The sequence below is a fragment of the Streptomyces albiflavescens genome (assembly GCF_014645835.1).
Classification (GTDB): domain Bacteria; phylum Actinomycetota; class Actinomycetes; order Streptomycetales; family Streptomycetaceae; genus Streptomyces; species Streptomyces albiflavescens.
The window spans coordinates 313515-340082 of sequence record NZ_BMMM01000001.1; the positions used below are offsets into that span (position 1 = coordinate 313515).

The following is a 26568-nucleotide window of genomic DNA, read 5'->3' on the forward strand; positions in this document are numbered from 1 at the left end:
TGCGGCTGCCGGTCAGAGCATGACGTGCTTGACCTGGGTGTAGTCGAGCAGGCCGGTGAGGGAGAGGTCGCTGCCGTAGCCGGAGTGGCGTACTCCGCCGTGGGGCATCTCCGACACCGTGGTGCCGTGGGTGTTGACCCACACGATCCCCGTGTTCAGGGCGCGGCCCGCGCGCATCGCCCGGTCGTGGTCGCGTGTCCAGACACTGGCGGCGAGCCCTTGCGGCACCCCGTTGGCCATGCGGAAGGCGTCGGCCTCGTCGGCGAACGGCTGGACGGTCACCACCGGCCCGAACACCTCGCTCTGCACGATCTCGTCCTCCTGTCGCACCCCGGCGACGACCGTGGGCTGGTGGAAGAACCCGGGACGGTCGAGGGCGGCGCCACCCGTGATGACCTCGGCGTTCACCGGCAGTCGGGCCAACAGGGCTCGCACGGAGTGGAGTTGGGCAGAACTGTTGAGGGGGCCGAAGTCGGCGTCCTCTTCCTCGGGGCCGCCGGGCACCTGGAGCGCTGCCCGGCGGGCGAACGCCTCCAGAAACGCGTCGTGGACACGGTGATGGACCAGGATCCTCGTGGCGGCCGTGCAGTCCTGGCCCGCGTTGTAGAACGCCAGCGACGACAACTGCTCCACGGCGTCCTCGAGATCGGCGTCGTCGTGCACCACCACGGGTGCGTTGCCGCCGAGTTCCAGGTGGAGCCGTTTGAGGTCGGCGGCCGCCGCCGCGGCGATCTCCTGCCCGGCCCGGACGCTCCCGGTGACGGCGACCAGCCGCACGCCCGGGTGGGCGACCAGGGCCCGGCCGGTGTCGCGGTCGCCGCACACCACGTTGATCACGCCCGGCGGCACATGCTCGGCGGCGATACGGGCGAGCAGCACGGCGGACGACGGGGTGGTGTCGGACGGTTTGAGGACGACGGTGTTGCCGGCGGCGAGCGCGGGGGCGATCTTCCACACGGCCATCATCAGCGGGTAGTTCCAGGGAGTGATCTGGGCGCACACGCCGACGGGTTCGCGGCGCAGCACCGACGTGCGGCCCGGCGTGTACTCGGCGGCCGCGGCGCCCGGCAGGTTCCGGGCCGCGCCGGCGAAGTAGCGCACGGTGTCCAGGATCGCGGGCAGTTCGTCGGCCGTGAACAGGGTCCGCGGTTTGCCGGTGTCGCCGACCTCGGCGGCCACCAGGGCGTCCGCCTGACATTCCATGGCGTCGGCGAGGTGCAGCAATGCCGTCTGCCGCTGCGCCGGGGTGGTGGTCGACCAGGTGTCGAAGGCGTCCCGGGCCGCCCGGCATGCCATGTCGACGTCCTCGGCGCCGGACCGCGGCGCCGCGCCGCCGGTCTGCCCGGTGGCGGGGTCGACCAGGCTCAGTGTGGCTCCGGAGGCGGCGGGCAGATCCTTCCCGCCGATGTGGTTGAGGACGGTCCTCGGGCGGCCGGTGTCAGCCACGGCGCAGCGCCTCCTCGGCGGCGGCGCGGCCGGTCCGGACGGCGCCTTCCATATAACCGGCGACCCACTGGTCGGAGCCGCAGACGTAGAACGGCGGTTCGTGCGTGCCGTGCAGCGGACCGACGGCCGTCACCTCACCCGGCGGCCACTGGGTGACGTATCCCTGGGTCCACGGGTCGGTGCCCCACAGCCTCAGGTAGGAGGCGAGCGGCCGGTGGGCCTCGTCGCCGAACATGCCGGCGATCTCGGCGAGCAGCTCGGGGGTACGCAGGTGGGGCGGCGTGCCGAGCAGGATGCCGTAGCGCTCGGGCGGTACCAGCGCCGAGAGGACGCCCTCGCTCTGCGGCCAGGTGGAGCCCAGGACGCCCTCGCACTCGGACAGGCCGTTCAGGCCGGCGTCCCGCCAGAACGGCGTGGCGTAGACGGCGGCGAACTTGGCCGCGGTCGCCTGGCGCTGGCGGTGCAGCGAGGCCAGGCGCGCTTCGCCGACGCCGCTGACGGCGACCGACCGCAGTGGCCCCACGGGCAGGGCGCTGACCACGGCGGCCGCGGTGAGCGTCTCGCCGGTCACCAGGCGGACGGTGCAACGGCCGGGCCGTACGTCCAGGGACGTGACAGGTGAGCCGAGGCGGATGCGTGGGCCGAGTTCGCGGCCCAGGACCTCGGCCAGGGTCGCCGAGCCCTCGGCCAGGCGCAGGCCTTCCCAGTCCTCGTAGTCGTAGTGGCCGCCGCTGGGGACGGCCGTGTGTTTGCGCAGCGCCGCGAGCAGGGAGATCCGCTCGTACGAGCCGCCGGCCAGGGCCAGTTGACCGATGTTCCACAGCCGTACGACGGCGGGCGTGGCGTGCTGGGCGCGGAGCCAGTCCCCGACCGACAGCCGGTCGAGGGCGGTGGCCTGCGGGTGCGACCAGGGGTCATCGGGATCCACGGTGTCGGCCAGCTCGACGAACTGCGCGGTGAGCCGCTCGTGCAGGGCCGCGTCGCCGGGCCCGAACCAGTGCGGCGGCTCGCCGGCCGAGCGGCCCTCGGGGGTGGCGCGGGTCATCCGGCCGGGTTCGGCGACGTAGCTGGGCACGGTCTTCAGGCCCAGTTCTTCGGCGAGTTCGAGGTACGCGGTGTGCGCGCGGCCCACCACTTCGCCGCCCAGCTGGACGGTGCGGCCGTCCGGCAGCCGGGCCTGCTCGACCCGGCCGCCGACGCGGTCCCTGGCCTCCAGGACCAGGACGTCGGCGCCACCAGCTGCGAGGTCCCGGGCCGCGGCGAGCCCGGCCAGTCCGGCACCGAGCACGATCACGTCATGATGCATCAACTTCGGTTCCTTCGTTCCTGGGCGGTCGAGGGGCGCCGGGGCGTGGTCAGCTCAGGACGAGGCAGTGCTCGGGCCGCCAGCCGAACTCCACCGTCTCGCCGCCGCTCCAGCGGTCCTCCATGCGGGACCGGGCCGTGTTCTGTTCGAGCACCGACAACGTCACTCCGGGAGCCAGCTCGATGAGGTAGGTCGTGGTGGGGCCGCTGTAGACGGTCTCGCGGATCACGCCGCTGAGCACCGACATGCCCGCTTCGAAGTCGGACAGCCAGATCTTCTCGGGGCGCACGGACACGCTGACCGCGGCGCCGTCGGCGATGCCGGCCCGCCGGCCGACCGGGAGCCCGGGACCGTCGGCGAGGGCGACCTCGCCGTTCCGGTAGGTTCCGGTCATCAGGTTGGAGGTGCCCATGAAAGCGGCGACGAACCGGCTGGTGGGGTGCTCGTAGACGTCCTCGGGGGTGCCGCACTGCTCGATGCGGCCCTCATTCATCACGGCGATCCGGTCGGACATGGTCAGCGCCTCGTCCTGGTCGTGGGTGACGAAGACGAAGGTGATGCCGACCTCGCGCTGGATCTGCTTGAGCTCCACCTGCATCTGCCGGCGCAGCTTGAGATCCAGGGCGGCCAGCGGCTCGTCGAGCAGCAGCACGGCGGGGCGGTTGACCAGGGCGCGGGCGAGGGCGACGCGTTGGCGCTGGCCGCCGGAGAGGGTGCGGGGCCTTCGCCGGGCGAGCCCGTCGAGCTGGACCAGGTCCAGCATCTCGCCCACCCGTTGCCGGATCTCGGCCTTGGCCACGCCGCTGCGCTTGAGGCCGAAGGCGACGTTGTCCTCGATGCTCAGGTGGTCGAACAGGGCGTAGCTCTGGAAGACGGTGTTGACGTTGCGCTTGTTGGGCGGCAGCGCGGTCACGTCCTCGCCCGCGAGCACGACGGCCCCCTCGGTCGGGTCGGTGAACCCGCCGATCATCCGCAGCGAGGTGGTCTTGCCGCAGCCCGACGGGCCCAGCAGCGAGAAGAAGTGGCCGGCGTCGATGTCGAGGCTCACGTCGTGGACGGCATAGGAATCGGCGAACTGCTTGGAGACGCCGTCGAGCCGGACAGCGGGGATCGCGTCCATGGAGTCACTCCCCGGAGAGGATGTCGAGGCCGCCGCGTCGGCCGAACAGGCGCGGTATGAACAGGGCCAGGGCGATCAGGGCGATGGATCCGGCGAGCATCAGCGTGCCCACCGCGTTGATGGTCGGCTGAACGCCGAAGCGGATCGCGGAGTAGATGCGCACGGACAGCGGCTGGGGGTCGACGCCGGTGGTGAAGTACGCGAGTACGAAGTCGTCGAAGACGAGCGCGAAGACCAGTACGGCGCCGGCGAGCACGGCGGGCAACAGGGCGGGCAGGGTGACCAGGCGCAGCGCCTGCCAGCGGGTCGCGCCGAGATCCATCGCGGCCTCCTCCACCTCGGGATTGAGGGCCGCGACCCGGGAGCGCAGGATGACGGTGACATAGGAGATGGAGAAGGTGATCTCCGAGAGCATCACCGTGCCGGTGGACAGGGTCACGCCCAGGCCCTTGAACAGCAGCATCGACGCGACGCCGGTGACGATCTCCGGGGTGATCAGCGGCACCAGCATGATCAGCCCGGCCAGTGAGCCGAGCCGGGTGCGGCAGCGCACCAGGCCGAGCGCGAGGGCCACGCCCAGGACGACCGAACCCGCCATCGCCACCAGGGAGATCCGCAGGCTGGTGCCCAGCGAGGAGATCAGGACGTCGTCCTGGAGGAACGCGCGGTACCAGCGCAGGCTGAAGCCGTCGAAGACGGTCAGGGACTTCCTGGCGTTGAAGGAGAACAGCGTCACGACGGCGATGGGCAGGTACAGCAGGGCGAAGAACAGGGCGGTGACGGCGATGAGGATCCGTGGTCTGCGCCCGGCACGGCGGCGCCGGGTCCGGATCCGCGTCCGGGCGGGGGTGGGGGCGGCGGAGGAAGGGAGGCGGAGCAGGGTCATCGGCGTGCCTCCGCCTCGTCCTTGCGGGTGCGTCGCAGGTAGCCGAGCATGCCGAGCAGCAGGACGAGCATCAGCAGCATGGTGAGCGCGGAGCCGAGCGGCCAGTTCTGTCCCTGGAAGAACTTGTCCTGGATGAGGTTGCCGATCATGATCTGGTCCGGGCCTCCCATGAGCTGTGCGCTGACGAAGTCGCCCATGGCGGGCAGGAAGACCAGGACGAGCCCGGCCGTCGCGCCCTGCCGGGTGGCCGGCAGCGTGACGAAGAAGAAGGTGCGCACGGGACCGCCGTACAGGTCGCGGCCGGCCTCGATGAGGGAGACGTCCAGCCGTTCCAGGGCGGCGTACAGCGGGATGATCATGAAGACCACGAATCCGTAGACGAGCCCGGCGACCACGCCGAAGCCGGTGTTGAGGATCTTCGTGCCGCCGTCGGCCAGCCCGAGGGAGCGCAGCGCACGCAGGAGGGGTCCGTCGTCGGACAGGACGACCGACCAGCCGTACATGCGCACCAGGTAATTGGCGAAGAACGGCACCACGATCGCGGCGATCATCGCGTGCTTGTAGCGGCCGCCGTACAGGGCGATGGTGTACGCCACCGGGTAGGCGATCAGCAGGCAGATGACGCAGGTCAGCAGGGCGTAGCCGAGGGAGCGCGCCAGGACCTCGGTGTAGGCGGGGTCGGCGAGGGCGCGGACACTGCCCAGGTCGAAGCCGAAGCGGGGGTTGCCGAGTTCGTCGGTGGTGCCGACGGCCAGGACGGCGACCAGCAGCAGCGAGGCGATCAGGAAGCCGGTCATCCACAGCGTGCCGGGGAGCATGAACCAGGTCCACATACGGGTTCCGGCGGCGCCCGGAGCGCGGCGGCGGGTACGGAAGGGGCCACGGAGCAAGGTCATCTCAGCCCGCCTTCACATGGGTCCAGGCGGTGTCCCGGGCGTCCTCCGCGGCGCGGCCGCCGTTGCGGAAGAACAGGTCCGCCTTCAGTTCGTCCTCGGTGACGATGCACTCGGGGAAGGGTTCGACCAGGGCGGCGTACACCTTCTCGGAGCCGGCCACCGGCATCGGGTAGCCGATGTACTCGATGTTCTTCTTCACGTTCTCCGGCCGGAGCATGTAGTCGATGAAGAGCAGCGCGGTGCCGGGGTGGGGTGCGTTCCAGGGGACGGCGTAACAGTCGGAGTTGATGGGCGTGCCCTCTCTCGGCGCCTCGAAGCCGAAGACGGAGGGGTCCTTGGCCTGGTTGAGCATGGCGGCCATGTCGCCGCTCCAGGCCTGGGTCATCACCGCGTTGCCGTTGAGGAGGTTGTTGTAGCTGTCGCTGGAGAAGCCGCGCAGCCGCGGCCGCAGGCTCCCCAGCAGCGCGGTGATGCGGTTCAGGTCGCCGGCGTCGCCGGTGCTGACGTCCAGGCCGAGTTCGAGGGCGCCCATGCCGAGCACCTCGTCCCGGTCGTCCAGCAGGAAGACCCTGCCGCTTGCCCTGTCGTTCCACAGGTCCTTCCAGGACCCGGTCAGGTCGCCGATCCGGTCGCGGCGCCAGCCGATGCCGGTCTTGTAGGCGGTGAAGGGGACGGTGTGCGCGGAGCCGGGGTCGTACCAGGGGTCGGCGAAGTAGGTGTACTTGCCGAACACGGCCTTGGAGTTGGCGAGTTGGGAGTGGTCGATCCGGCGCAGCCGGCCCCCGCGGGCCAGGCGCTGGGCCCACTTGGCGGTGGGGAAGATGATGTCGTAGCGGTTGCCGGCGTTGAGCTTGGCGACCATGCCTTCCATCGAGTCGAAGTTCGACTGGATGACCTTGACGCCGTACTCCTTCTCGAAGCCCTTGAAGACCGAAGGGTCCACGTAGTCGGCCCAGTTGAAGTAGACGAGGTCGCCGTCGACGCGGGCCTCGACCGGGGCCAGGTCCTTCTCGTCGGGTGTTTTGGCGGGCATGAACCCGCAACCGCCGGCCGCGGCGCCGAGCAGACCGCAGGCGCCTGCCCGCAGTACGGCACGCCGGGACGGTGGAGGTACCTCGGGGGACATGAACGTCCTCTCCGTCGAGGATCGGCACAACTCCAGGGCGGGACCGGGATGTCGGCTCACGGAGGCCCTGACTCCGTAGGGGTGACCGGTCTGAGGAGGGGAGAGCGTGCGTCAGTGCGGGCCGGATAAGCCCGACGAGAGGTACGCGCCCGGCGCGTGCGGCCCGTCCGTCGAGCGGATCACCGGACCTCCCCCTCCAGGTCGTCCCGGATCCGGCGGGCGAACCAGCCGACGGCGGCCTCGCGGCGCGAGAGCGGACCGGGCTCGAAGCCCGGGGTGGCCAGGCCGGCCTGTACGCGCTCGACGAGTTCGGCGTCCTCGTCGTTGGTGACCCAGCCGATGTGGACGTTCAGCCGCCGGGCCAGCCTGGTGCGGACGCTCTCCCCGCGCCGGGTGTAGAAGGCGCCCGGAATGGCCGCCCGGTCCTGGGCGGTGGGGAGCGCAGTCCACGCGAGCACGTGGTCAGGGTAGAAGTCGATGAGAGTGTTCGGGTAGATCACGGCGTAGCGCCAGACACGGCGGTCCGCCTCGGTCAGCCCCGGCATCGGGGTGGCGAGCCTCTGGTAGAGCCGCTCGGTCCAGTTCGAGGAGGGCTTGTCGCGCAGGGGCGACTCGAAGAGTACGTAGTCGTCCTGGATGTCGACCGTGTACGCCTGGTAGTCGAGCAGACGCATGAGCGCGGGGTGGGCCACGGGCACGTGGTAGCCCTCGAGGTAGTTGTCGACGATCACCTTCCAGTTGGCGTGCTGCTCCTCGCCCCCCGTGGTGTCGTGGATGCGGTGCCTGCCGATGGGTACGAGGTCGGCTCCTGCGTAGTGACCGACGGACTCGGCGAGACCGGCGCAGCTCTCGGCGAGCGGCACCGCGTCGAGGTCGAGGTTGACGAAGACGAAGCCGAGGAAGGACTCGACCTTCACCGGGTGGAGCCCGAGACGGGGCTTGTCCAGGCACGGGATCCTACGGGCCTCGGGGGCGCCGACCAGGCGTCCGTCCAGTTTGTAGGTCCAGCCGTGGTAGGGGCAGCGGATCGCCTTTCCCGACGGTTCCGGGTCGGTGACCAGGCGGGTGCCGCGGTGGCGGCAGACGTTGAGGTGGGCGGCGAGCGTCCCGTCCTCGGTGCGGACGACCAGGACCTCCCGACCGGCCGCGGTGGCGGCGAGGCGGGCTCCGGGTCCGGGGAGGTCCGACTCGTGGCAGACGAGCTGCCAGGACTTGGCGAAGACGCCTTCGGTCTCGGCCGCGGCGACGGCCGGATCCGTGTAGTAACGCGCGGGCAGCGCTTCCCCGGGATGGTCCGGGGGCGGGGCCGGCCGTCCGGGCGGAGCCGGGGAGGCGGCGGGTGCCCGAGTGGTCGAGGACTGCATGGGTTCCTCCTCCGCGCCGCGGCGGCGGCGATGGGCGGTGAGGCTACGCGGGGATCGGGGATCGGGGGCCGAGGTGGCTCCGGCGCTGCGCGATCCCGTCTGACTAATTGGTTAGTCAGACTGGGACCGGTGCAGGTCGATGTCAAGACTTGTGGGCTGACTAATTAGTTAGTTAGTCTCGCTGCAGGCGGACCGCCACGGCCCGCACCGCACAGCCGTCTGCACAGCCGTCTGCGCAGCCGTCCGCACCGGCGTTCGCACCGCAGGCTCGCGGACCAGGGATCGGCACGGCTCACGCAACGCGGACCGCATGACTCCTGCCCGCCGGCCCGCACGCCACGGGATCCCGGGCTCCGCGCGACCGACGCAACCGGATCCGGCTCACCACGTCGACGCGATATACCGCCCCCTCGGCCGGTACCTCGCACCGCTCCCCGCCCGCTTCCCCAGGGCACCGGAGCATCCCCCGTCCACGCCATCGCTGCGCCACCCCGTTCCGTACGACCGGAACGGTCAGACCCCGGAGGCACGCATGAGCGCTCACCGCAGTCTGGTCTGGCTCGGCCTCACCCCCGAGCCCGAACGCGAGCTGCCCGCCGCGGTGGCCGCCCTGCGGGCCCCCACGCCGGGCCGCACACCGGCGGATCCCGTCACGGCCGAGCGGCACCGTGTGGAACGGCTCGTCCTGCATGGCACCCAGCGCGGCTGGCTGCGCTACCTCGCCGAGGTCACCGCGCTGGTGGTCGACGCCGCCGAAGGGCCCGGGGCCGGCAATCCGGCCGCGGCGCTCGTGGCCGGCGAGGTCGTCCTGGACCACCACCGCATGCTCATCGGCCTGCCGGGCGCCGGGTACGAACGCGCCGCTCCGCAGCGCCGGGCCCTGGAGCGCGCGGTCGCGCACCTGAAGAACCGTTCCTGCCACGGCGAACCGGGGAGTACCGCATGACCGGCATCCTTCCGCTCGTCCCCGCCGGACAGCCCGGCCTGCTCACCGTCCCGCCGGGCGGGGAAGATCTCGCCCCCTACCTCGCGGCCGGCGGCTATGCGCCCCTGCCCGCGCCCGGCGCATTGCTCGGCCGAGTGGCCGCGACGGAACTGCGCGGCCGGGGCGGCGCCGGCTTCCCCGCCGCCGTCAAGCTCCGCGCCGTCCGCGACGCCCCCGGCCGGCCCGTCGTCGTCGCCAACGGCGAGGAGGGCGAGCCGGGCTCGGTCAAGGACCGCTGGCTGCTGCGGCACCGCCCGCACCTGGTGCTGGACGGCGTACGGCTGGCGGCGGCGATGACCGACGCGGCACGCGGCTGCGTCTACGTCTCCGACGTCCGCGCCGAGCAGGCCGTCCGCCGGGCCCTCGCCGAGCGGCCTGCCGACCTCCGCGTCGACGTCGTGCGCACCGAGCACAGCTATGTGGCAGGGGAAGAGACCGCGGTCGTACGCCGTATCGACGGCGGACCGGCGCTGCCCAGGGCCAAACCGCCGCGCCCCTACGAGAACGGGGTGGGAGGCGCACCCACCCTGGTCGCCAACGTGGAGACCCTGGCACGTATCGCCGTACTGCACTCCCACCCCGACGCGGCGGCCGCGATCGCCGGCACCTACCTGGTCACCCTCTCGGGAACGGCGGGCGAGCCCGCGCTGGTCGAGGCGCCCGCGGGCACGTATCTGAAGACCCTCGCCGACCTGCACGGCCACGGCAGGGCCGAGGCGGTCCTGCTGGGTGGGCTGTTCGGCGGGCTGCACGGGGCGGGCTGGACGGACCTCCGGCTCGACCACGACGGGCTGGCCGCGGCGGGCGGAGCGCTCGGCTGCGGAGCCCTGCATTTCCTGCGCCCCGAGGACTGCCCGGTGGCCGTGGCCGCCGACGCGGCCGGGTACCTCGCCGCGCAGAGCGCCCGGCAGTGCGGGGTGTGCGTCTCCGGCACCGGTGCGCTGGCCGGGACGCTCGCGGCGGTGGCGCGCGGCGAGGCCGCCGACGACGACATCGCCAAGCTGCTCCGCTGGTCGGGGCAACTGCCCGGCCGTGGCGCCTGCGGACTCCTCGACGCCGCGGCGCGCATCGCCGCCACCCTCCTCGCGCACTTCCCGGACCGGGTCCAGGACCACCGGGACACCTCCTGCCCCGCCTGCGGCGACGCCGCGCCGCACGACGGACGCCGCTTCGCGGTGGCCGTCCCCTGACCCGACGCGAAAGCCGCACCCCTCGCCCGTCACCGATCGCCGAAAGGACCACGTCATGAAACTCCTGCTGGACTCCACCCGCTGCCAGGGCTACGGCCTGTGCCAGGAACCCGCGCCCGAGCTCGTCGACCTCGACGAGTGGGGCTACGCCCGGCTGCAGGGGACCGTGGTCCCCGAAGGCGGCGCCGAGGCCGCCGCCGCGGCCGTCGCCGCCTGCCCCAACTCGGCCCTGCGGCTGGTGAAGTGACATGGGACGCGACCTGTCGGCGCTCTTCGACCCCATCTCCGTGGCGGTCGTGGGCGCGAGCGACGATCCCGCCAAGTACGGCCACGCCATCGCCGCCCAGGCCATCCGCGCGAACGGCCGCCGCCCCGTCCACCTGGTCAACCGCCGCGGCGGAACGGTGCTCGGCCGCACCGCCGCGCCCAGCCTCCGAGCCATCGGCGAGCCCGTCGACCTGGCGGTCGTCTCGGTGCCCGCGGCCGGCTTCGAGGCAGCGGTCGAAGAAGCCCTGGACTGCGGGGCCCGCGCGATCGTCGCCATCACCGCGGGGTTCGCGGAGACCGGAGCCGCCGGACGGGCCCGCCAACGCACCGTCGCGGAGCGCGTCCGCGCCGCCGGCGCCGTGATGGTCGGCCCCAACTGCCTGGGCCTCGCGGACAACACGACCGACCTCTTCCTGGCCTCGGACACCTTCACGCCCGGCGGCGTGGCACTGCTCAGCCAGAGCGGAAACCTCGCCCTCGAACTCCAGCTTCGGTTTCGCCCGCACGGCCTCGGCTTCTCCCGTTTCGTCTCACTCGGCAACCAGGCCGACGTCACCCTCGTCGACCTGCTCGCCGACTGCGCCCGGCACGAGGGCACCCGGGCCATCGCGGTGTACGCCGAGGACTTCGCCGACGGACGCGCCTTCGCCGAAGCGGCCTCGGTCGCCGGGAAGCCGGTGGTCCTGCTCACCGCCGGACGCGGTGACGCCTCCGCGCGCAGCGCCCAGTCGCACACCGGCGCCCTGACCACGTCCGCCGACATCGTCGCCGCCGCGTGCCGGGACGCCGGGGTCGAACTCGTCGCCACGCCGCGCGAACTCAGCGTCGTCCTCGCCTCGTTGGCGGGCGGACGCCGGGCCGCCGGCCGCCGGGTCGCCGTGCTCACCGACGGTGGCGGCCACGGAGTCATCGCCGCCGACGCCGTCGAGGCGGCGGGGCTGGCCGTGCCCGAACTCGAGCCGCCGACCCGGCGGCGCGTCCGGGAAGCACTGTGGGAACAGTCCGCCGTCGGCAACCCGGTGGACCTGGCCGGCATGGGCGAGCAGGATCCCGGCTCTTACGCCGAGACCGTCGCCGCGCTGCTGGCGGCCGAGGAGACCGACGCCGTGCTGATGACCGGCTACTTCGGTGGCTACGCGGCCGCGCAGGACGGGCTCGGCGGGGGCGGCGCCACGCTGGCGGAGGGGGAACAGGAGGCCGCCCGGCTCATCGCCGCCCACCACCGAGCCACCGCCAAGCCGCTGGTGGTCCAGTCGATGTACCCGCACTCCCCCAGCTGTCGCACCCTCGTCTCGGCCGGCATCCCCGTCTTCGGCGCGACCGAGGACGCGGCCCGCGCACTCGCCGCGACAGCGCCCACCGCCTACGACATCGGTCTCACGCCTCTCCCCCGCGCCGCCGGGCCGCTGCGGGAGACGGGCTACCTGGAGACCCGCCGGGCGCTGGAAGCCGCCGGGCTCCCCTTCCCCGCCGCGCGGGAAGTCCGCGACGAAGCCGAACTGCTGGCGGCCACACGCGAGTTCGCGGGCCCCTATGTGCTCAAGGCCCTGCACCTGCTGCACAAGTCGGACGCCGGGGGTGTGGCGCTGGGCCTGGCCGACCCCGACGAACTGCTCGCCGTCTTTCGCGAGATGAACGCACGGCTGGGCGCGCCGTCCTACTCCGTGGAGGCCATGGCGGACCTCTCCGACGGAGTCGAGCTGATCGTCGGCGTCGACCGCGACCCGCGCTTCGGGCCGGTCGCCATGGTGGGCCTGGGCGGAGTACTGGCCGAGCCGCTGCGCGACGTCACATTCACTCTGGCTCCCGTGCCGGCCGACCGGGCCCTGCGGCTGCTGCGGGATCTGCGCACCGCCGCCCTGCTGGACGGCGTACGCGGCCGGCCGGCCGTCGACGTGACCGCGGCAGCCAGGGCGATCGAGACCGTCACCGCGTTCGCGGCCGCCCACCCCGAGATCGCCGAGCTCGAGGTCAACCCGCTGCTCGTGCGACCCACCGGAGTCCTCGCCCTGGACTCCCGCGCCGTACTGGCCTGATACCCGCACCCCATCCTCCGTCCCCGTACCGAAGAGGTCCCCCATGGACATGCGCTACACCCCCGAACAGGCCGACCTGAAGCGGCGCGCGGCCGACTACGCGCGGCTGCTGATGCGTTACGAGGAACGAGCCGAGGAGGCCGGCGGCCCCCTTCCGCAGCAGACCGTCGCCGAACTGACGCGTGCCGCGATGGACGCGGGCGTCTACGCCATCAACATGCCCGTCGAGTGGGGCGGAGCCGGGCTCAGCCTGCTCGACCAGGTCATCGTCGAGGAGGAGTTCGGCAAGGTCACCAACTGCCTGTGGGACATCCCCTGGCGGCCCGCCAACGTCCTGGCCCAGGGCGACGAGCGCCAGCGCGAGAAGTACCTGCTGCCCATCATGCGCGGCGAGAAGTTCGACGCGTTCGCCGTCACCGAGCCGGGCGCCGGGTCCGACCCCGCCTCCGGCTCGTCGACCGCCACTCGGACCGACGGGGGCTGGCTGCTCAACGGCGAGAAGTGGTTCGTCACCTGCGGCGACATCGCCGACTTCCTGCTCGTCCAGGCGGACGCCGGACCCGAGCGGCTGCCCACGCTGTTCTTCGTCGACAAGGCCGCCCCGGGCGTGGCGATGACACGGGTGCCCCGCTTCATGCACTCCGCGGTCAACGGGCACCCCGAGTTCATCTTCACCGACGTCTTCGTCGCCGACGAGGACGTGCTCGGCGGCGTGGGCAACGGTTACGAGCTGACCAAGGAATGGTTCACCGACGAGCGCCTCATGATCGCGGCCCGCACGGTCGGCGCCGCCGAGCGTGCCCTGCAGCTCGCCCGCGACTGGGCCGTGGAGCGCGAACAGTTCGGCGCCCCCATCGCCTCCTACCAACTGATCCAGGGCATGCTCGCCGACTGCGCCGTCGACATCGCGGTCAACCGCGCCTACACCCACCAGGTGGCGTGGGAGGCCGACCAGCCGCACACCGACCGTAAGACCCTGCACGCCAAGGCCTCCACCGCCAAGCTCGCCGCCAGCGAGGCGGCCGGTCGGGTCGCCGACCGCTGTCTGCAGATCTTCGGCGGCCGCGGCTACGACCGCACCTACCCCGTCGAGCGCATGTACCGCGAACTGCGCGTCGACCGGATCTGGGAGGGCACCTCCGAGATCCAGCGGCTGATCATCGCCAACGAGCTCATCAAGCGCGGCACCCGTGCCCTGGCGCTGCCGACCCCGTAACCCCCTGGCCATCCACACCACACCGAGCAGCGAGGACTTCCATGGACTTCCGCCTCACCCCGCGCCAGGTCCGGCTCAAGGCCGACGCGCGTGCCCTCACCGACTTCATCACCGCCTACGAGCTCCCGTGCGAGGAGCGCAACGGCCTGCCCGAGAGCGCGCACGCCAAGATCCGCGACGCGGTGCTCGACGCCGGGTTGCAGGCCGTCAACATGCCCGCAGAGTGGGGCGGCGCCGGCCTCACCATCGCCGAACAGGTCACCGTGCAGGAGGAGTTGGGGCGGCTCACCGGCGCCCTTTGGGACATGGTCTGGAGGCCCGCCAACGCGCTGCGGCACTGCACGCCCGAGCAGCGCGAGCGCTTCCTGATCCCGGTGATCAGGGGCGAGCGCCGGGACTGCTACGCGGTGACCGAGCCGGGCGCCGGCTCCGACCCGCGACACCTGGCCACCACGGCGACGAAGAACGATCGCGGCTGGGTCCTGAACGGCGAGAAGTGGTTCGTGACCGTCGGCGACCACGCCGACTTCATGATCGTCCTCGCTGCGGCCGGACCGGACCGCGCGCCGACGCTGTTCCTCGTCGACAAGGACACGCCCGGCATCGAGATGACGCGCGTACCACGCTTCATGCACACCTTCGTCTACGAGCACCCCGAGTTCACCTTCACCGACGTGCAGGTCGGCGAGGACGCCGTACTCGGCGGCATCGGCGAGGGCCACGACATCACGCGCTCGTGGTTCACCGAGGAGCGCCTGATGATCGCGGCCCGCACCACCGGGGCGGCCGAGCGGGCGCTGGAACTGGCTCGCGACTGGGCCGTGGAGCGCGAACAGTTCGGCGCCCCCATCGCCACGTACCAACTGATCCAGGGCATGCTCGCCGACTGCGCCGTCGACATCGCGGTCAACCGCGCCTACACCCACCAGGTGGCGTGGGAGGTCGACCAGTCCTCGCCCGACGACCGCAAGACCCTGCACGCCAAGGCGTCCATCGCCAAGCTCGCCGCCAGTGAGGCCTCGGGCCGGGTGATCGACCGCTGTCTCCAGATCCACGGCGGCCGGGGCTACGACCGTTCGTACGCGGTGGAACGGCTCTACCGCGAGCTGCGGGTGGACCGCATCTGGGAGGGCACCTCCGAGATCCAGCGGCTCATCATCGCCAACGAGCTCGTCAAGCGGGGGTCGGGGGTCCTGGACCTGCCCGTCGCTCAGTGACGCTGCCGGGGCCCGCGCGGCCCCGGCCCAGCCCGTCTCGCGGCAGGCCACCGCGGAGGGCGCTGACGGATCGAAGACGGAGAGGAGAACCGATGGGCGCCATCCAACGGCTCGGAGTCGTGGGCTGCGGTCTCATGGGCGCGGGCATCGCCGAGATCGGCGCGCGGGCCGGAGTGCCGGTGACGGTCGTGGAGCGCGACGCGGCGGCGGTACGGGCGGGGCACGGACGCATCGTCCGCTCGCTGGACCGTGCCGTCGCGCACGGCAGGCTCACCGCGGAACGGCGTGCGACGGCCCTGGGCCTGATCACGGTGGTCGACGAGATCGAGGCGCTGCACGACCGCGACCTGGTCGTCGAGGCCGTCGCAGAGGACGTGCGGGTCAAACTCGACCTGTTCGAACGGCTGGACTCCGTGGTCACCGCGGGCGACGCCATCCTCGCCACCAACACCTCTTCGATCCCGGTCATCCGGCTGGCCGCGGCGACCTCGCGGCCCGGCCAGGTCGTCGGCGTGCACTTCTTCAACCCGGTTCCGGTGCTGCGGCTGGTCGAGGTCGTCCCGTCACTGCTGACATCGGCCGACACCACCGCTCGCGCCGGCGCCTTCGTCGTCGGTGTGCTCGGCAAGGAGGTCGTGCACGCCCAGGACCGGGCGGGCTTCGTCGTGAACGCGCTGCTCGTGCCCTATCTGCTGGCCGCGGTCCGCATGGTGGAGACGGGCGCCGCGAGCGTGGAGGACATCGACCGCGGCATGGTCCTGGGCTGCGCCCACCCGCTCGGTCCGCTCGCCCTGACCGACCTGATCGGCCTGGACACCACGCGGGCCATCGCCGAGTCGCTGTACGCCGAGTTCAAGGAGCCGCTGTACTCCCCGCCGCCCCTGCTGTCCCGCATGGTGGAGGCCGGCCTGCTCGGCAGAAAGTCCGGCCGGGGCTTCTACCCGTACCCGGAAAGGGCACCGGGTGAGGCGGCGGCACGGGTGACCCGGCCATGAGAGAAAATGGTGGTGATGTACAGCCGCCGGACGAGAGGAGTCGCAGGGTGTCGACCAAGGTGCGCACGGCAGACACGCGCGAGCGCATCCTGACCGCCGCGTGCGAGGTCATCGCCGAGACCGGTTTCGAGAAGATCCGGATGCGGATGGTCGCGGAGCGGGCCGGAGTGTCGACGGCGCTGCTGCACTACCACTTCGACACACGCGAGAAGCTGTTCACCGAGGCGATGACCCACTCCTTCGCCAACACGGCGGTCGACGTGGAGCGCGACGTGGAGTCCGTGTCGGCCGCCGTCACCCTGGCCCGCATTCTCCGCAGTCTGCTGCCGACGGACCCCCAACTGCACCAGGACTGGCGGCTGTGGCAGGAGCTGTGGGTACGAGCGCTGCGCGACGAGACGACACGGCAGTTCGCGGTGGACCTGTACGCCCAACTCCACGAGTGGGTGGCCGACGCGGTGCGGCGCGGCATCGCGTCCGGTGAGTTCACCGCGACCGACGTCGACGAACTCAGTACGCTCCTCCTCTCCCTGAGCGACGGCTACGGAATCCGGCTGATGCTCCGCGATCCCACCGTCACCCTGGAGACGGCCCTCACGGCCATCTGGCGCCACTGCTCCGCCGCGCTCGGCCTGCCCGCCACGATCCCGGAGGCCTGAAACCGCGGGCGGACATCCGTCACATCGCCCCGTACGACGCATCGCAGACATCACTCGTTCCTCTGCCGCGGAAACCAGCGCCTGGGCCGACATCGCGGCATGCACCCGGACCTTGAGGCGCTCTCCCTTGGACATGCCGCCGAACACCGGCACGATCCAGTCGTGCGCCTAGGGGGTTTCTGATGGATCTCCGTGGAATTGTCCGGGTCGATCGCCCCGCCCGCCTCGGGCCCCCACAGCAGCACGCCGTAGTGCACGAACAGCGGGAAGTTGCCGAACTGGGCGCCGTAGAAGGCCCGTTGCAGCTCGCCGATCGCTACCGCGCAGAAGCCGCGCCCGGGGGCCGGACGAGCTGCTGGAGCGCGCGGTGGCGTCAAGGCACCCGTAGGCCGTCACCGGTCGGTGGATCAAGTCTCAAAGCTTGAACACAAATTACACACATCCCCTCTACACACTGGCCCCGATGCTCTAGATTGACCGTGCTTCAGCTGTTCGGACATGAGGCGACGAATGACGCTTTAGGTCCGGCGCTACGGAAGACCAGCAGTCGTGTCCCCGGCACCGGACGTGGGGGTGGTCAATTCTTGGAGCCCGAGAGGGGGCCTTGGTGCGGGGAGCACCCGAGGTTTCGACGGGTTCCCACGCACCTCGAGAGTCTGGCAGGACATGCAAGTCCGCTGTCGCCAGGGTGGGTTGTTCACATGGCTCTGAATTAGCCGGGATGTCATGCGCGGGGGGCGGGGGCCTTCCGAGGGGAGGAACAGCGCGGCGGGGGGCGGGGACCTCCCGTGGGGAGGAACAGCGCGGGAGGCGGGGGCCTCCCGGAGGGGGCGAAACAGTGTTAGGCGAACACGTCGAACCACTGGGGACCTTGGGGGGTTCTGTGCGTCAAGGGGGACTAGTCGGCCCGTTTCCGTCTGCGCGCGGGCGTCTGGCGAACGGGGCAATCAGCCGGCCCGCGAGCGATTGGGAGCAGCGGTACCGCCGTACCGTGATCATCAGCGATACCGTGGCCACCGCCTTCGTGGTGGCGGCGATCGGCGACTTCTTCGGGGCCCGGGACGCGGCCAACTGGCACGAGAAGTGGGGAATTCTCGCATTCGGCACCCAGCTGCTGGTGCTGGGAGCGCTCGCGGTGAGCCGGTCGTGGGCTCCGGCCGTGCTTGGCCAGGGGGCCGAGGAATTCCGCCGGCTCGGACGCTCACTGTTCACGGCGACCGTCGTACTGGCGCTCGGCGGGATCGCCCTGACCTCGCGCAACATCAAACTCTGGATCTTCGTCGCGATCCCCGCGATCGCGCTCGTCACCATGACCGAGCGGTATCTGCTCCGCCTCTGGCTGCACAAACAGCGCAAGGAAGGACGGTGCCTGAGACCGGTGCTCGCTGCCGGGAGCCCGGCCACCGTGCGCGACCTGATCACCCGAACCCGCAAGTTCCCGCACCTCGGCTGGCGGGTGGAGGCGGTGTGCACGACGGACGGTCGCGGGCTCGACGGTGACCGACTGGACGGAGTGCGGGTCGTCGGCCGACTGACGGACGTCGCCAAGTACGTCCGCCACGACGGCTACCGTGTCGTCGCGGTCACACCGGACCCGCACTGGTCACCGGACCGGCTGCAGCGGCTGGCCTGGAACCTCGAAGGCAGCGATGCCGAGATGGTCGTGGCCCCCGTGCTGATGGAGGTGGCGGGCCCGCGGCTGCACGTCGACGCGGTGCTCGGGATCCCGCTGCTGCGGGTCAGTATGCCGACCTTCACCGGGGGCCGCCGGGCGATCAAAGAGGTCGTCGACCGGGTGGGCGCGGCGGTCCTGCTGGTGCTGTTCGCGCCGCTGATGGTGCTCGTCGGGCTGCTCGTGCTGGTGGACAGTCGGGGCGGGGTGTTCTACCGCCAGCGCAGGGTCGGCAAGGACGGCCGCGAGTTCACCATTCTCAAGTTCCGCACCATGATCGCCGGGGCTCATGGGGCACGTGCCGAGCTGGCCGACCTCAACGAAGGCGCAGGCCTGCTGTTCAAGCTCCGCCGGGATCCGCGGGTGACCCGGGTGGGAGCAGTGCTGCGCCGGTACTCGCTCGACGAGCTCCCGCAGCTTTTCAACGTGCTCACCGGATCGATGTCGCTCGTCGGTCCGCGGCCTCCGTTACCGGAGGAGTCCGCAGCGTACGGCCCGGACATCCGGCGACGGCTGCTGGTCAAGCCCGGGCTCACCGGCCTGTGGCAGATCAGCGGACGCAGCGACCTGCCGTGGGAGGAGGCCGTCCGCCTGGACCTGCGGTACGTGGAGGACTGGTCGCTCGCCCTCGACACAGTGATCTTGTGGAAGACGCTGCGTGCGGTGCTCCATGGGCAGGGGGCCTACTGATGTGCGGGGGGTCGGCGTCCGACGGCGCACGCATCGCAGGCCGGAGGGGCCTGCCTGGGGGGAGGAACGAGGCATGAGAGTAAGCGTCTTCGGGCTCGGCTACGTGGGCTGTGTGTCGGCCGCGTGCCTGGCCACCATGGGTCACCAGGTCATCGGGGTGGACGTGAACCAGGCGAAGGTCGACCTGGTCAACGACGGCAAGGCCCCGGTGGTCGAGGAGCGGATCGGCGAGCTCACCGCCGAGGTCGTGCGGACCGGAGCGTTACGCGCCACCGTCGACGTCCGCGAGGCGATCATGGACAGCGAGGTGTCGCTGGTCTGCGTGGGCACGCCGTCGGAACCCAACGGCAGCCTGTGCACCACGTACCTGGAGCGGGTCACCGAGCAGATCGGCGCCGCGCTGGCCGAGGGGGCCAAGCAGGGGAGCCGGCACACCGTCGTGTTCCGCAGCACCATGCTCCCGGGCACCTGTCTGAACCTGCTGGTACCGATCCTGGAGAAGTACGTCGGCGGCACGACCGGGGTGGACTTCGGGGTCGCGGTCAACCCGGAGTTCCTGCGCGAGGGCACGAGCGTGCGGGACTTCTTCGACCCTCCGAAGACCGTCATCGGCGAACTCGACCCGGCAAGCGGCGACACGGTGATGGCGCTGTACGACGGCTTGCCCGGCGAGGTGTTCCGGGTGCCGGTCCCGACGGCCGAGGCGATCAAGTATGCGGACAACGCGTTCCACGGCCTCAAGATCGGCTTCGCGAACGAGCTGGGCGCGGTGTGCCAGGCGCTCGGGGTGGACTCGCACCAGGTGATGGACGTGTTCCTGGCCGACCGCAAGCTGAACATCAGCCCCGCCTACCTGCGGCCCGGCTTCGCCTTTGGTGGCTCCTGCCTGCCCAAGGACCTGCGCAGCCTGGTCCACGCGGCGCAGCGGGCCGACGTCTCGGTGCCCATCCTCGCCCACGTGCTGACCTCCAACTCCGCACATCTGCAGCGCGCGGTGGAGCTGGTCGAGCGCACCGGCAAGCGCCGGGTGGGTCTGTTCGGGTTGTCCTTCAAACCCGGCACCGACGACCTCCGCGAGAGCCCGCTCGTCGAGCTGGCGGAGAGGCTCTTCGGCAGGGGGTACGACCTGCGGATCCACGACGCCAACGTGAGCCTCTCCCGGCTGATCGGCGCGAACCGCGAGTACATCGAGACCAGGCTGCCGCACCTCGCGCAGCTGCTCGCGGACTCCGTCGACGAGGTGCTCGAGCACGCCGAGGTGTGCCTGGTCGGGACCAGAGATCCGGCCGTGCTGTCGGCGCTGCCCCATGGCGACGGCCCGGTGATTGTCGACCTCATCCACCTTCCCGACGCCGACGCGCGCCGGGCCGAACCGGGGTACATGGGCCTTGCTTGGTAATGCAATAAGCGGCGACCAGCCGGACCGGCGCGCGCTGATCCTGGTGGAGAACCTGTCGGTGCCGTTCGACCGGCGGGTGTGGCAGGAGTGCACGACGCTGCGTGACGCGGGCTGGGAGGTGCACGTCATCTGTCCCCGGGGGGAAAAGCGGGACACGGAGCCGGAGGCGGAGATCGACGGGGTGCGGATCCACCGCTACCCGTTGCGCGCGGCCACCGGAGGACCGGCCGGCTACCTGCGGGAGTATGGATCGGCGTTGTGGCACACGGCCCGGCTGGCCCGCAAGGTCGGCCCGGTCGACGTGGTCCACGCCTGCAACCCGCCCGACCTGCTGTTCCTGCCGGCACTGTGGCTGAAGCGGCGCGGCGCGCGTTTCGTCTTCGACCAGCACGACCTGGTACCCGAGCTGTACCTCTCCCGCTTCGACCGCGGCGAAGATCTGCTCTACCGCGCCGTGTGCGCGCTGGAACGGCGGACCTACCGGGCCGCGGACGTCGTGCTCGCCACGAACGAGAGCTACCGGGACGTCGCGGTGCGCCGTGGCGGTCAACGCCCTGCGGACGTTTTCGTGGTGCGCAGCGCACCCCAGATCGACCGGTTCCAACCTGTGCCGCCCGAGCCGGAGTTGAAGCGTGGCAAGCCTCATCTGCTGTGCTACCTCGGCGTCATGGGCCCTCAGGACGGCGTCGACTACGCCTTGCGGGCGCTTGCGAAGATGCGCGACGAGCTCGGGCGGACCGACTGGCATGCGGTGTTCGTCGGCTCCGGCGACGCCTTCGACGCGATGGTGGAGCTGTCCCGGCGGCTCGGGCTCTCGGAGCAGGTGCAATTCACCGGGCGCATTCCGGACGCCGACCTGGTGCGCTACCTGTCCACCGCGGACGTGTGCCTCTCCCCCGACCCGCGCAATCCGCTCAACGACGTGTCGACCATGAACAAGGTCCTGGAGTACATGGCGATGGGCCGGCCGATCGTCTCGTTCGACCTGAAGGAGGCGCGCGTCTCCGCCGGTGACGCCGCCGTCTACGCGCCGGCCAACGACGAGGCCGAATTCGCCAAGCTCATCGCGCTGCTCCTGGACGATCCGGAGAAGCGCGCCCGGATGGGCAAGGTCGGCCAGGAGCGGATCAGCGGGCCGCTCTCCTGGCGGAACTCTCAGGCGTCGCTGCTCGCCGCCTACGCCGCCGCCTGCCGGGACCAGGCTCCGGCGCCGGCAGGTGGGCCGGTCCGTACGGGGAAGAGGCCGCTCCATTGAACGATGACACGATCCGCCTGGCCACGATCGGACGGATTCTCCGTCGGCGCTGGCGGCTTCTCGCCGCCCTCGCCGTGGTGGGTGCGCTCGTCGGCTACGGCGCCTCGGTGCTGGTGTTTCCGCCGCGGTACACGGCGTCGGCACCGGTACTGCTGCCAGGGGTGTGGGAGGAGCGCGAACTGCTGACCCAGGTGGACATCGCGACCAGTTCGGCGGTGGTCGACCGCGCCGCCGCCACGCTTGGCTGGAAGGGCGTCAGCGGCGCCGAACTGCAGGACCAAGTGAGCGCCAAGGCCGCCGACGGGAACATCATCAAGATCTCGGGTACGGCCGACACCCCGGAGCGCGCGCAGCGGCTCTCCGACCAGGTGGCCCAGCAGTTCGTCACCTTCGCCGCGCGGATCGCAGGCGGCAGCACCGACCCCGGAGCGGCTTCCGGGACCGAGGCGCTGCGGAAGAAGGTGGCGGAGACCAACCGCCGCATCACCGACCTGGCCAATGCGGCCGATCCGGGCCAGACCGTGGAGAGCGTGCAGGCTCGCACCGAGCTCGAGAAGCTGCGCACCGCGCTGGCGGACGCCATGAAGAAGCTGGACGAGGCCGACCCGTCGACCAACAAGGCGAGCATGGTCGTCATGGGGCCGGCGCCCCGGCCGACCGGCGCGGCAGCGCCGACGAGGATGCAGCTCATCGTCGCCGGGGCGCTGCTGTTCTTCCTGCTCGCGGTCATCGGCCATCTCGCCGCCGCACGGGTGAGCCGCCGACTGCGCACCGAAAAGGAGATCGCCGCGGCGCTGGGCTCGGCGCTCCTCGGCACCGTCGACGTGCCTGGTGAAGGGCGCGGGCACCGGCCGGAAAGCGGTGGCTCACGGACTCGGATCCGCCGACTTCTGGGCGTCGACGCCCCGTGGGACACACCGACCCCGCAGAGGTCCGGCGACGAGGCCGACCGGCGGATCCGCTACCGGCGGGTGTGCGCTCGCCTCCGGGACCAACTGCCGGCTCCCCGGCGGTTGCTGGTTGTCGTACCGGTCGGCGACGAGATCGCCCGCCGGGCCGCCGGGCGGCTCGTCGCCGAGGCCGAGAGCGATCCGCTGCTGCGGATCGTGGAGGTCTCGGTGGACCGGCCGATGGTGCCGGATCGCGACACCGAGTCCGGTGTCCTGGTCGTCCTCAGCGCGGGCGGCTGGACCGCGGAGGAGCTCGCCGGCATCGCCGAGGCCTGTGCGGACGCCAGGCACGAGGTCGTCGGCATCGTCGTCGCCGGCATGGTCCACGCCCGTCCGACGCCGCACGCCGATCGCCCTGCGGACGAGACCACTTTGACGTTCGCGGTTCGCGGCCACGCGACGGGAGGTTCAGTGTGACGACGAGCAAGACGCCGGAGTCGTCGGCCGCCGCTCCACTCCTCGACCTGCAGGCGCTGGTGGTGGCGGTGCGCAGGCGCCGCCGCCTCTGGTCCTGCATGGCGCTGCTCGGACTGCTGATCGGCGCGGCGGCGGCGGTCCTGCTGCCGCCGTCGCCGAGCGCGGTGACCAAGGTGCTGGTCGCGCATCAGGAGGACCAGCCCAACGACACCGGAACGCTGATCCGCACCGACGTCCAGCTGCTGGGGACCACACAGATCGCCGACCGGGCCCTGAAGTCCCTCAAGTCCTCGGAAAAACCGGAGGACTTCATGCGGGACTACCGGGGTACCGGACTGACCAACAACGTGCTGCAGATCGATGTGACGGGCGACACCGACGCGCAGGCGGTGGCCCGGGCCAAGGCACTGGCCGACGCGTTCGTCGCGGACCATGTGAAGCGGATACGGGACACCGCGGACGCCGAGGCCAAGGCCCTCCTCGACCAGCGTGACCGCATGCAGAAGGAGCTCGCCGAGGTCAACAAGGAGATCGGCGGCCGATCGCCGGACAGCGACCCGAAAGCGTCGGCGAGCATCGAGTCGCTCTTCGCCCGCCGGGCCGATCTCACGTCGCGGATCGCCGATTTCGGTCAGCGCGCGGAGGAGGCGCGCATCGGCACGCCGCAGCTCATCGTCGGCACGCAGATCGTGGACGCTCCGCGCGCGGTGCACCACTCCCTGCCCAAGGCCGTCGTCACCAACGCCGTGATCGGGTTCGTCCTCGGGCTCTTCCTCGGGCTCGCGCTGGCCGCGGTCGGCACGGTGGTGGCAGACCGCCCCGTGCTGCGCCGGGACATCGCGGCGAACCTCGGCGCCTCGGTCATCGCGGAGCTGCCCCGCCGGTCGGGCAGGCTGTGGCAGCGCCGACGGATCCGGGCGGCACGCGAACGGCTCACCGTGTCCCTGGCCCGCACCGTGCGCGGCTCCGCGGAACCGCTGTCGCTGCTGGAACTGGGCTGTGCGCGCAACACGAGCGTGATCGCCCTGAACCTCGCCCGGGCACTGGCGGCGGAGGGGCCGGCGGTCGTCGTCGACGGCCTGCCCGGCCCGCACCTCGCGAAGCACCGCCCGAAGCCAGGAGACCCCACCGTGGTCAGCGGCGAGAGCGCCGCGGCCCTGTCGCCTCAGGAGCGCCGGATCGGCGTCGGCTCGGTCGCGCCCGGCACGGCCTGGACCGACCTCCAGTACCTCGGCACCCAGACCGTGCTCGTCGTGCGCGCCGGGCACGGCAGCGCCGCATGGCTGCACACCGTCGCGCGGCAACTCGCCGACCAGCGCATCCCGGTGATCGGTGTGGTGCTGATCGACCCCGATCCGCGTGACCGGACCGACGGCACGCTGTGGGACGGGCTGCACACCGCGCTGCGCGGCCGGAGCGAGCGGCCGGCCCGGCAGAACGGGACGGGTCGGCGGCGCACGGAGCAGCAGCCGATGTGGGCGGGACGGGTCCCGGACAGCGACCAGGAGGCGCGGTAGCACATGTGTGGCATCGCAGGCACTTACCGATGGCCGGACGGGAAGGTCGTGACCGACCGGCTCACCGATACCCTCGCCCACCGCGGTCCGGACGGGGCGGGCCGGTACAGCCACCCCGTCGGTGACGCAGAAGTGCACCTCGGGCACCGCCGACTGGCCATCATCGACCTGTCCGAGACCGGCGCCCAGCCGATGGTCTCGGACGGCCTCGCCCTGACGTACAACGGCGAGCTGTACAACGCGCCCGAGCTGCGTGCGGAGCTGGCAGCCGCCGGGGTGTGTTTCCGCGGCACCTCCGACACCGAGGTGGTGCTGGAGGCCTGGCGGCGCTGGGGCACGGACTGCCTGCCCCGGCTGCGCGGCATGTTCGCGTTCGGGATCTTCGACGAGCGAACCGGTGAACTGGTGCTCGCCCGCGACCAGTTGGGCATCAAGCCGCTGTTCCTGCTCCGGCGCGGCGAGGGTCTGGTGTTCGCCTCCGAGCTCAAGGCGCTCGCCGCCGCGACCGGCGGGTCGCTGGAGGTGGACCATGCGGCGCTGGTGGCCTCGCTGCTGTACTACTGGGTGCCGGACACACGGTGCGCGTTCCGCGAAGCGGAGAAGCTGCCGCCGGGGAGCTGGCTGCGGTGCCGGCCCGACGGCCGGGTGGAGCGCGGCCGGTTCTGGAACCTGAAGGACGTCGCCGCCGAGGGCCGGGAGCGGGCCCGGGCCGGTGAGGTGCCTGATCTCGCCGCCATCGTCGAGGAGTCGACCCGGCGCCACCTGCTCTCCGACGTACCCGTGGCGACCTTCCTCTCCGGCGGCCTCGACTCCAGCTACCTGACCGCGCTGGCGGCCCGCGACCGACCCGGGATCTCCGCCTACACGATCGGGTTCCGCGCCGAGGACGCCAGGTTCGAGGCGATGCCGGACGACCTGCGCTATGCCCGGCAGGTGGCCGAGCGGTTCGGCGTCGACCTGCACGAGATCGAGATCGCTCCGAATGTGCTCGACCTGCTGCCGCAGATGACGTACCACCTGGACGAGCCGATCGGTGACCCCGCCGCGATCAACACCTTCCTGATCTGTTCGGCCGCCCGAGAGGCCGGGGTCAAGGTGATGCTCTCGGGGATGGGCGCCGACGAGCTGTTCGCCGGCTACCGCAAGCACCTGGCCAACCTGCTTGCGGTGCGCTACCAGCGCATCCCGCGACCTCTGCGGCGCGGCTTGTCCGCGACCGTGGACCGGCTGCCGGTCGCCACGGCCCGCCGGGGGTACCGGTCGGTGCGCTTCGCGAAGCGGTTCCTCTCCTTCGCCGATCTGCCGGAGGAGACCGCGTTCCGGCGCAGCTACACCATGTACGACCAGGACGAGCTGCTCGACCTGGTCGATCCGGACCTGGCCGGGACGGTCGAGGACGTGCTGACCGAGCATGCGGACGTCTACCAGGACAACGACCTCGACGACTTCGTCAACCGCATGTGCCTGGGTGACGCCCGGATGTTCCTGCCGGGCCTGAACCTCACGTACACGGACCGGTCGAGCATGGCCGCGTCGACCGAGGTGCGCGTGCCGTACGTGGACGTCGAGGTGGTCAAGGCGGCGTTCGCCGTGCCCGGCGATCGCAAGATCGTCGGACGGCAGGGCAAGGCCGTCCTCAAGGAGGCGGCCACCTCGATCCTGCCCCGGGAGATCGTCTACCGGCCCAAGGGCCTGTTCAGCGCCCCGCTGCGCGCCTGGATGAGCCGGGACCTGGCACCGCTGGTGCGCGAGGTGGTGAACGACGGCGTGCTCGTCAACTCCGGGCTCCTGCGCCGCGACGCGCTGGCGCGCATGGTCGCCGAGGACGCCGCCGGGCAGCGGGACTTCTCCAAGCATCTGTGGCATGTGCTGACCCTCGAGTACTGGTACCGCGACGCGACCTCCGGGACCGGCCGGAGCGCTCGCTCGGCGGCGTAGAAGACGGCGTAGAAACAAGGG

At 71.5% G+C, this 26568-nt stretch carries 21 protein-coding genes; 14 read left to right on the forward strand and 7 right to left on the reverse strand.

Features of this window, described 5'->3' with window-relative positions; all coding sequences use genetic code 11:
* Positions 1–12: 12 nt before the first annotated feature.
* The 7 genes from IEY95_RS01390 to IEY95_RS01420 all read right to left on the reverse strand — a co-directional run bounded on the left by IEY95_RS01390 (position 13) and on the right by IEY95_RS01420 (position 8144).
* Positions 13–1446, reverse strand: a complete 1434-nt coding sequence (locus tag IEY95_RS01390; protein WP_189183936.1) for an aminobutyraldehyde dehydrogenase — start codon at positions 1444–1446, stop codon at positions 13–15.
* The gene (locus IEY95_RS01395) at positions 1439–2752 is read right to left on the reverse strand and encodes a flavin monoamine oxidase family protein (protein WP_189183937.1); all 1314 of its coding nucleotides are present in this window, start codon (positions 2750–2752) and stop codon (positions 1439–1441) included. Before IEY95_RS01395 ends, IEY95_RS01390 begins: the two co-directional genes overlap by 8 nt.
* Before the next feature lie 49 nt (positions 2753–2801).
* Positions 2802–3872, reverse strand: coding sequence for an ABC transporter ATP-binding protein (locus tag IEY95_RS01400; RefSeq protein ID WP_189183938.1), 1071 nt, complete (start codon positions 3870–3872; stop codon positions 2802–2804).
* Between the two features lie 4 nt (positions 3873–3876).
* Entirely contained in the window at positions 3877–4758 is an 882-nt protein-coding gene (locus IEY95_RS01405) for an ABC transporter permease (protein WP_189183939.1), read from the reverse strand.
* Positions 4755–5654, reverse strand: coding sequence for an ABC transporter permease (locus IEY95_RS01410; protein WP_189183940.1), 900 nt, complete (start codon positions 5652–5654; stop codon positions 4755–4757). Before IEY95_RS01410 ends, IEY95_RS01405 begins: the two co-directional genes overlap by 4 nt.
* A gap of 1 nt (position 5655) precedes the next feature.
* On the reverse strand, positions 5656–6780 hold the full coding sequence (locus IEY95_RS01415; protein WP_189183941.1) for a polyamine ABC transporter substrate-binding protein: 1125 nt from the start codon (positions 6778–6780) through the stop codon (positions 5656–5658).
* Between the two features lie 179 nt (positions 6781–6959).
* Positions 6960–8144, reverse strand: a complete 1185-nt coding sequence (locus IEY95_RS01420) for an aromatic ring-hydroxylating oxygenase subunit alpha (protein ID WP_189183942.1) — start codon at positions 8142–8144, stop codon at positions 6960–6962.
* Positions 8145–8676: 532 nt separating this feature from the next.
* Between IEY95_RS01420 and IEY95_RS01425 the strand changes: the two genes are divergently transcribed.
* The 14 genes from IEY95_RS01425 (at position 8677) to asnB (ending at position 26547) form a co-directional block, all read left to right on the forward strand.
* Positions 8677–9090, forward strand: coding sequence for a hypothetical protein (locus IEY95_RS01425; protein WP_189183943.1), 414 nt, complete (start codon positions 8677–8679; stop codon positions 9088–9090).
* A complete protein-coding gene (locus IEY95_RS01430; RefSeq protein WP_189183944.1) occupies positions 9087–10319 on the forward strand; it encodes an NADH-ubiquinone oxidoreductase-F iron-sulfur binding region domain-containing protein in 1233 nt (410 codons plus the stop codon). Before IEY95_RS01425 ends, IEY95_RS01430 begins: the two co-directional genes overlap by 4 nt.
* Before the next feature lie 55 nt (positions 10320–10374).
* Positions 10375–10566 carry a ferredoxin gene (locus IEY95_RS01435; protein WP_189183945.1) on the forward strand — a complete coding sequence of 64 codons (192 nt, stop codon included), beginning with the start codon at positions 10375–10377 and terminating at the stop codon, positions 10564–10566.
* A 1-nt stretch (position 10567) separates the two neighbouring features.
* Entirely contained in the window at positions 10568–12622 is a 2055-nt protein-coding gene (locus IEY95_RS01440; RefSeq protein ID WP_189183946.1) for an acetate--CoA ligase family protein, read from the forward strand.
* A 43-nt stretch (positions 12623–12665) separates the two neighbouring features.
* Positions 12666–13838, forward strand: coding sequence for an acyl-CoA dehydrogenase family protein (locus tag IEY95_RS01445; protein ID WP_189183947.1), 1173 nt, complete (start codon positions 12666–12668; stop codon positions 13836–13838).
* A gap of 41 nt (positions 13839–13879) precedes the next feature.
* Positions 13880–15055: an acyl-CoA dehydrogenase family protein gene (locus tag IEY95_RS01450; RefSeq protein WP_189183948.1), complete on the forward strand. Its 1176-nt coding sequence runs from the start codon at positions 13880–13882 to the stop codon at positions 15053–15055.
* 92 nt (positions 15056–15147) lie between these two features.
* On the forward strand, positions 15148–16050 hold the full coding sequence (locus IEY95_RS01455; RefSeq protein WP_189183949.1) for a 3-hydroxybutyryl-CoA dehydrogenase: 903 nt from the start codon (positions 15148–15150) through the stop codon (positions 16048–16050).
* A 47-nt stretch (positions 16051–16097) separates the two neighbouring features.
* Positions 16098–16709 (forward strand): TetR/AcrR family transcriptional regulator, encoded by a 612-nt coding sequence (locus IEY95_RS01460; RefSeq protein WP_189183950.1) that lies wholly within the window; start codon positions 16098–16100, stop codon positions 16707–16709.
* A gap of 883 nt (positions 16710–17592) precedes the next feature.
* Positions 17593–19071: a sugar transferase gene (locus IEY95_RS01465; protein ID WP_189183951.1), complete on the forward strand. Its 1479-nt coding sequence runs from the start codon at positions 17593–17595 to the stop codon at positions 19069–19071.
* Between the two features lie 73 nt (positions 19072–19144).
* On the forward strand, positions 19145–20470 hold the full coding sequence (locus IEY95_RS01470; RefSeq protein WP_189183952.1) for a nucleotide sugar dehydrogenase: 1326 nt from the start codon (positions 19145–19147) through the stop codon (positions 20468–20470).
* Positions 20460–21725 carry a glycosyltransferase family 4 protein gene (locus IEY95_RS01475; RefSeq protein ID WP_189183953.1) on the forward strand — a complete coding sequence of 422 codons (1266 nt, stop codon included), beginning with the start codon at positions 20460–20462 and terminating at the stop codon, positions 21723–21725. The genes IEY95_RS01470 and IEY95_RS01475 overlap by 11 nt, the downstream gene beginning before the upstream one ends.
* Positions 21722–23092: a Wzz/FepE/Etk N-terminal domain-containing protein gene (locus IEY95_RS01480; protein WP_189183954.1), complete on the forward strand. Its 1371-nt coding sequence runs from the start codon at positions 21722–21724 to the stop codon at positions 23090–23092. Before IEY95_RS01475 ends, IEY95_RS01480 begins: the two co-directional genes overlap by 4 nt.
* Complete coding sequence (locus tag IEY95_RS01485) at positions 23089–24609, forward strand: Wzz/FepE/Etk N-terminal domain-containing protein (protein ID WP_189183955.1); 1521 nt, start codon at positions 23089–23091, stop codon at positions 24607–24609. The genes IEY95_RS01480 and IEY95_RS01485 overlap by 4 nt, the downstream gene beginning before the upstream one ends.
* Positions 24610–24612: 3 nt before the next feature.
* Positions 24613–26547, forward strand: coding sequence for an asparagine synthase (glutamine-hydrolyzing) (gene asnB / locus IEY95_RS01490; RefSeq protein ID WP_189183956.1), 1935 nt, complete (start codon positions 24613–24615; stop codon positions 26545–26547).
* Positions 26548–26568 lie beyond the last annotated feature (21 nt).

Bases quoted from the DNA above. Each gene is read 5' to 3' on its own strand.
- IEY95_RS01395 (WP_189183937.1), bottom strand. From the start codon at position 2,752: ATGCATCATGACGTGATCGTGCTCGGTGCCGGACTGGCCGGGCTCGCC.
- IEY95_RS01400 (WP_189183938.1), bottom strand. From the start codon at position 3,872: ATGGACGCGATCCCCGCTGTCCGGCTCGACGGCGTCTCCAAGCAGTTC.
- IEY95_RS01405 (WP_189183939.1), bottom strand. From the start codon at position 4,758: ATGACCCTGCTCCGCCTCCCTTCCTCCGCCGCCCCCACCCCCGCCCGG.
- IEY95_RS01410 (WP_189183940.1), bottom strand. From the start codon at position 5,654: ATGACCTTGCTCCGTGGCCCCTTCCGTACCCGCCGCCGCGCTCCGGGC.
- IEY95_RS01415 (WP_189183941.1), bottom strand. From the start codon at position 6,780: ATGTCCCCCGAGGTACCTCCACCGTCCCGGCGTGCCGTACTGCGGGCA.
- IEY95_RS01420 (WP_189183942.1), bottom strand. From the start codon at position 8,144: ATGCAGTCCTCGACCACTCGGGCACCCGCCGCCTCCCCGGCTCCGCCC.
- IEY95_RS01425 (WP_189183943.1), top strand. From the start codon at position 8,677: ATGAGCGCTCACCGCAGTCTGGTCTGGCTCGGCCTCACCCCCGAGCCC.
- IEY95_RS01430 (WP_189183944.1), top strand. From the start codon at position 9,087: ATGACCGGCATCCTTCCGCTCGTCCCCGCCGGACAGCCCGGCCTGCTC.
- IEY95_RS01435 (WP_189183945.1), top strand. From the start codon at position 10,375: ATGAAACTCCTGCTGGACTCCACCCGCTGCCAGGGCTACGGCCTGTGC.
- IEY95_RS01440 (WP_189183946.1), top strand. From the start codon at position 10,568: ATGGGACGCGACCTGTCGGCGCTCTTCGACCCCATCTCCGTGGCGGTC.
- IEY95_RS01445 (WP_189183947.1), top strand. From the start codon at position 12,666: ATGGACATGCGCTACACCCCCGAACAGGCCGACCTGAAGCGGCGCGCG.
- IEY95_RS01450 (WP_189183948.1), top strand. From the start codon at position 13,880: ATGGACTTCCGCCTCACCCCGCGCCAGGTCCGGCTCAAGGCCGACGCG.
- IEY95_RS01455 (WP_189183949.1), top strand. From the start codon at position 15,148: ATGGGCGCCATCCAACGGCTCGGAGTCGTGGGCTGCGGTCTCATGGGC.
- IEY95_RS01470 (WP_189183952.1), top strand. From the start codon at position 19,145: ATGAGAGTAAGCGTCTTCGGGCTCGGCTACGTGGGCTGTGTGTCGGCC.
- asnB (WP_189183956.1), top strand. From the start codon at position 24,613: ATGTGTGGCATCGCAGGCACTTACCGATGGCCGGACGGGAAGGTCGTG.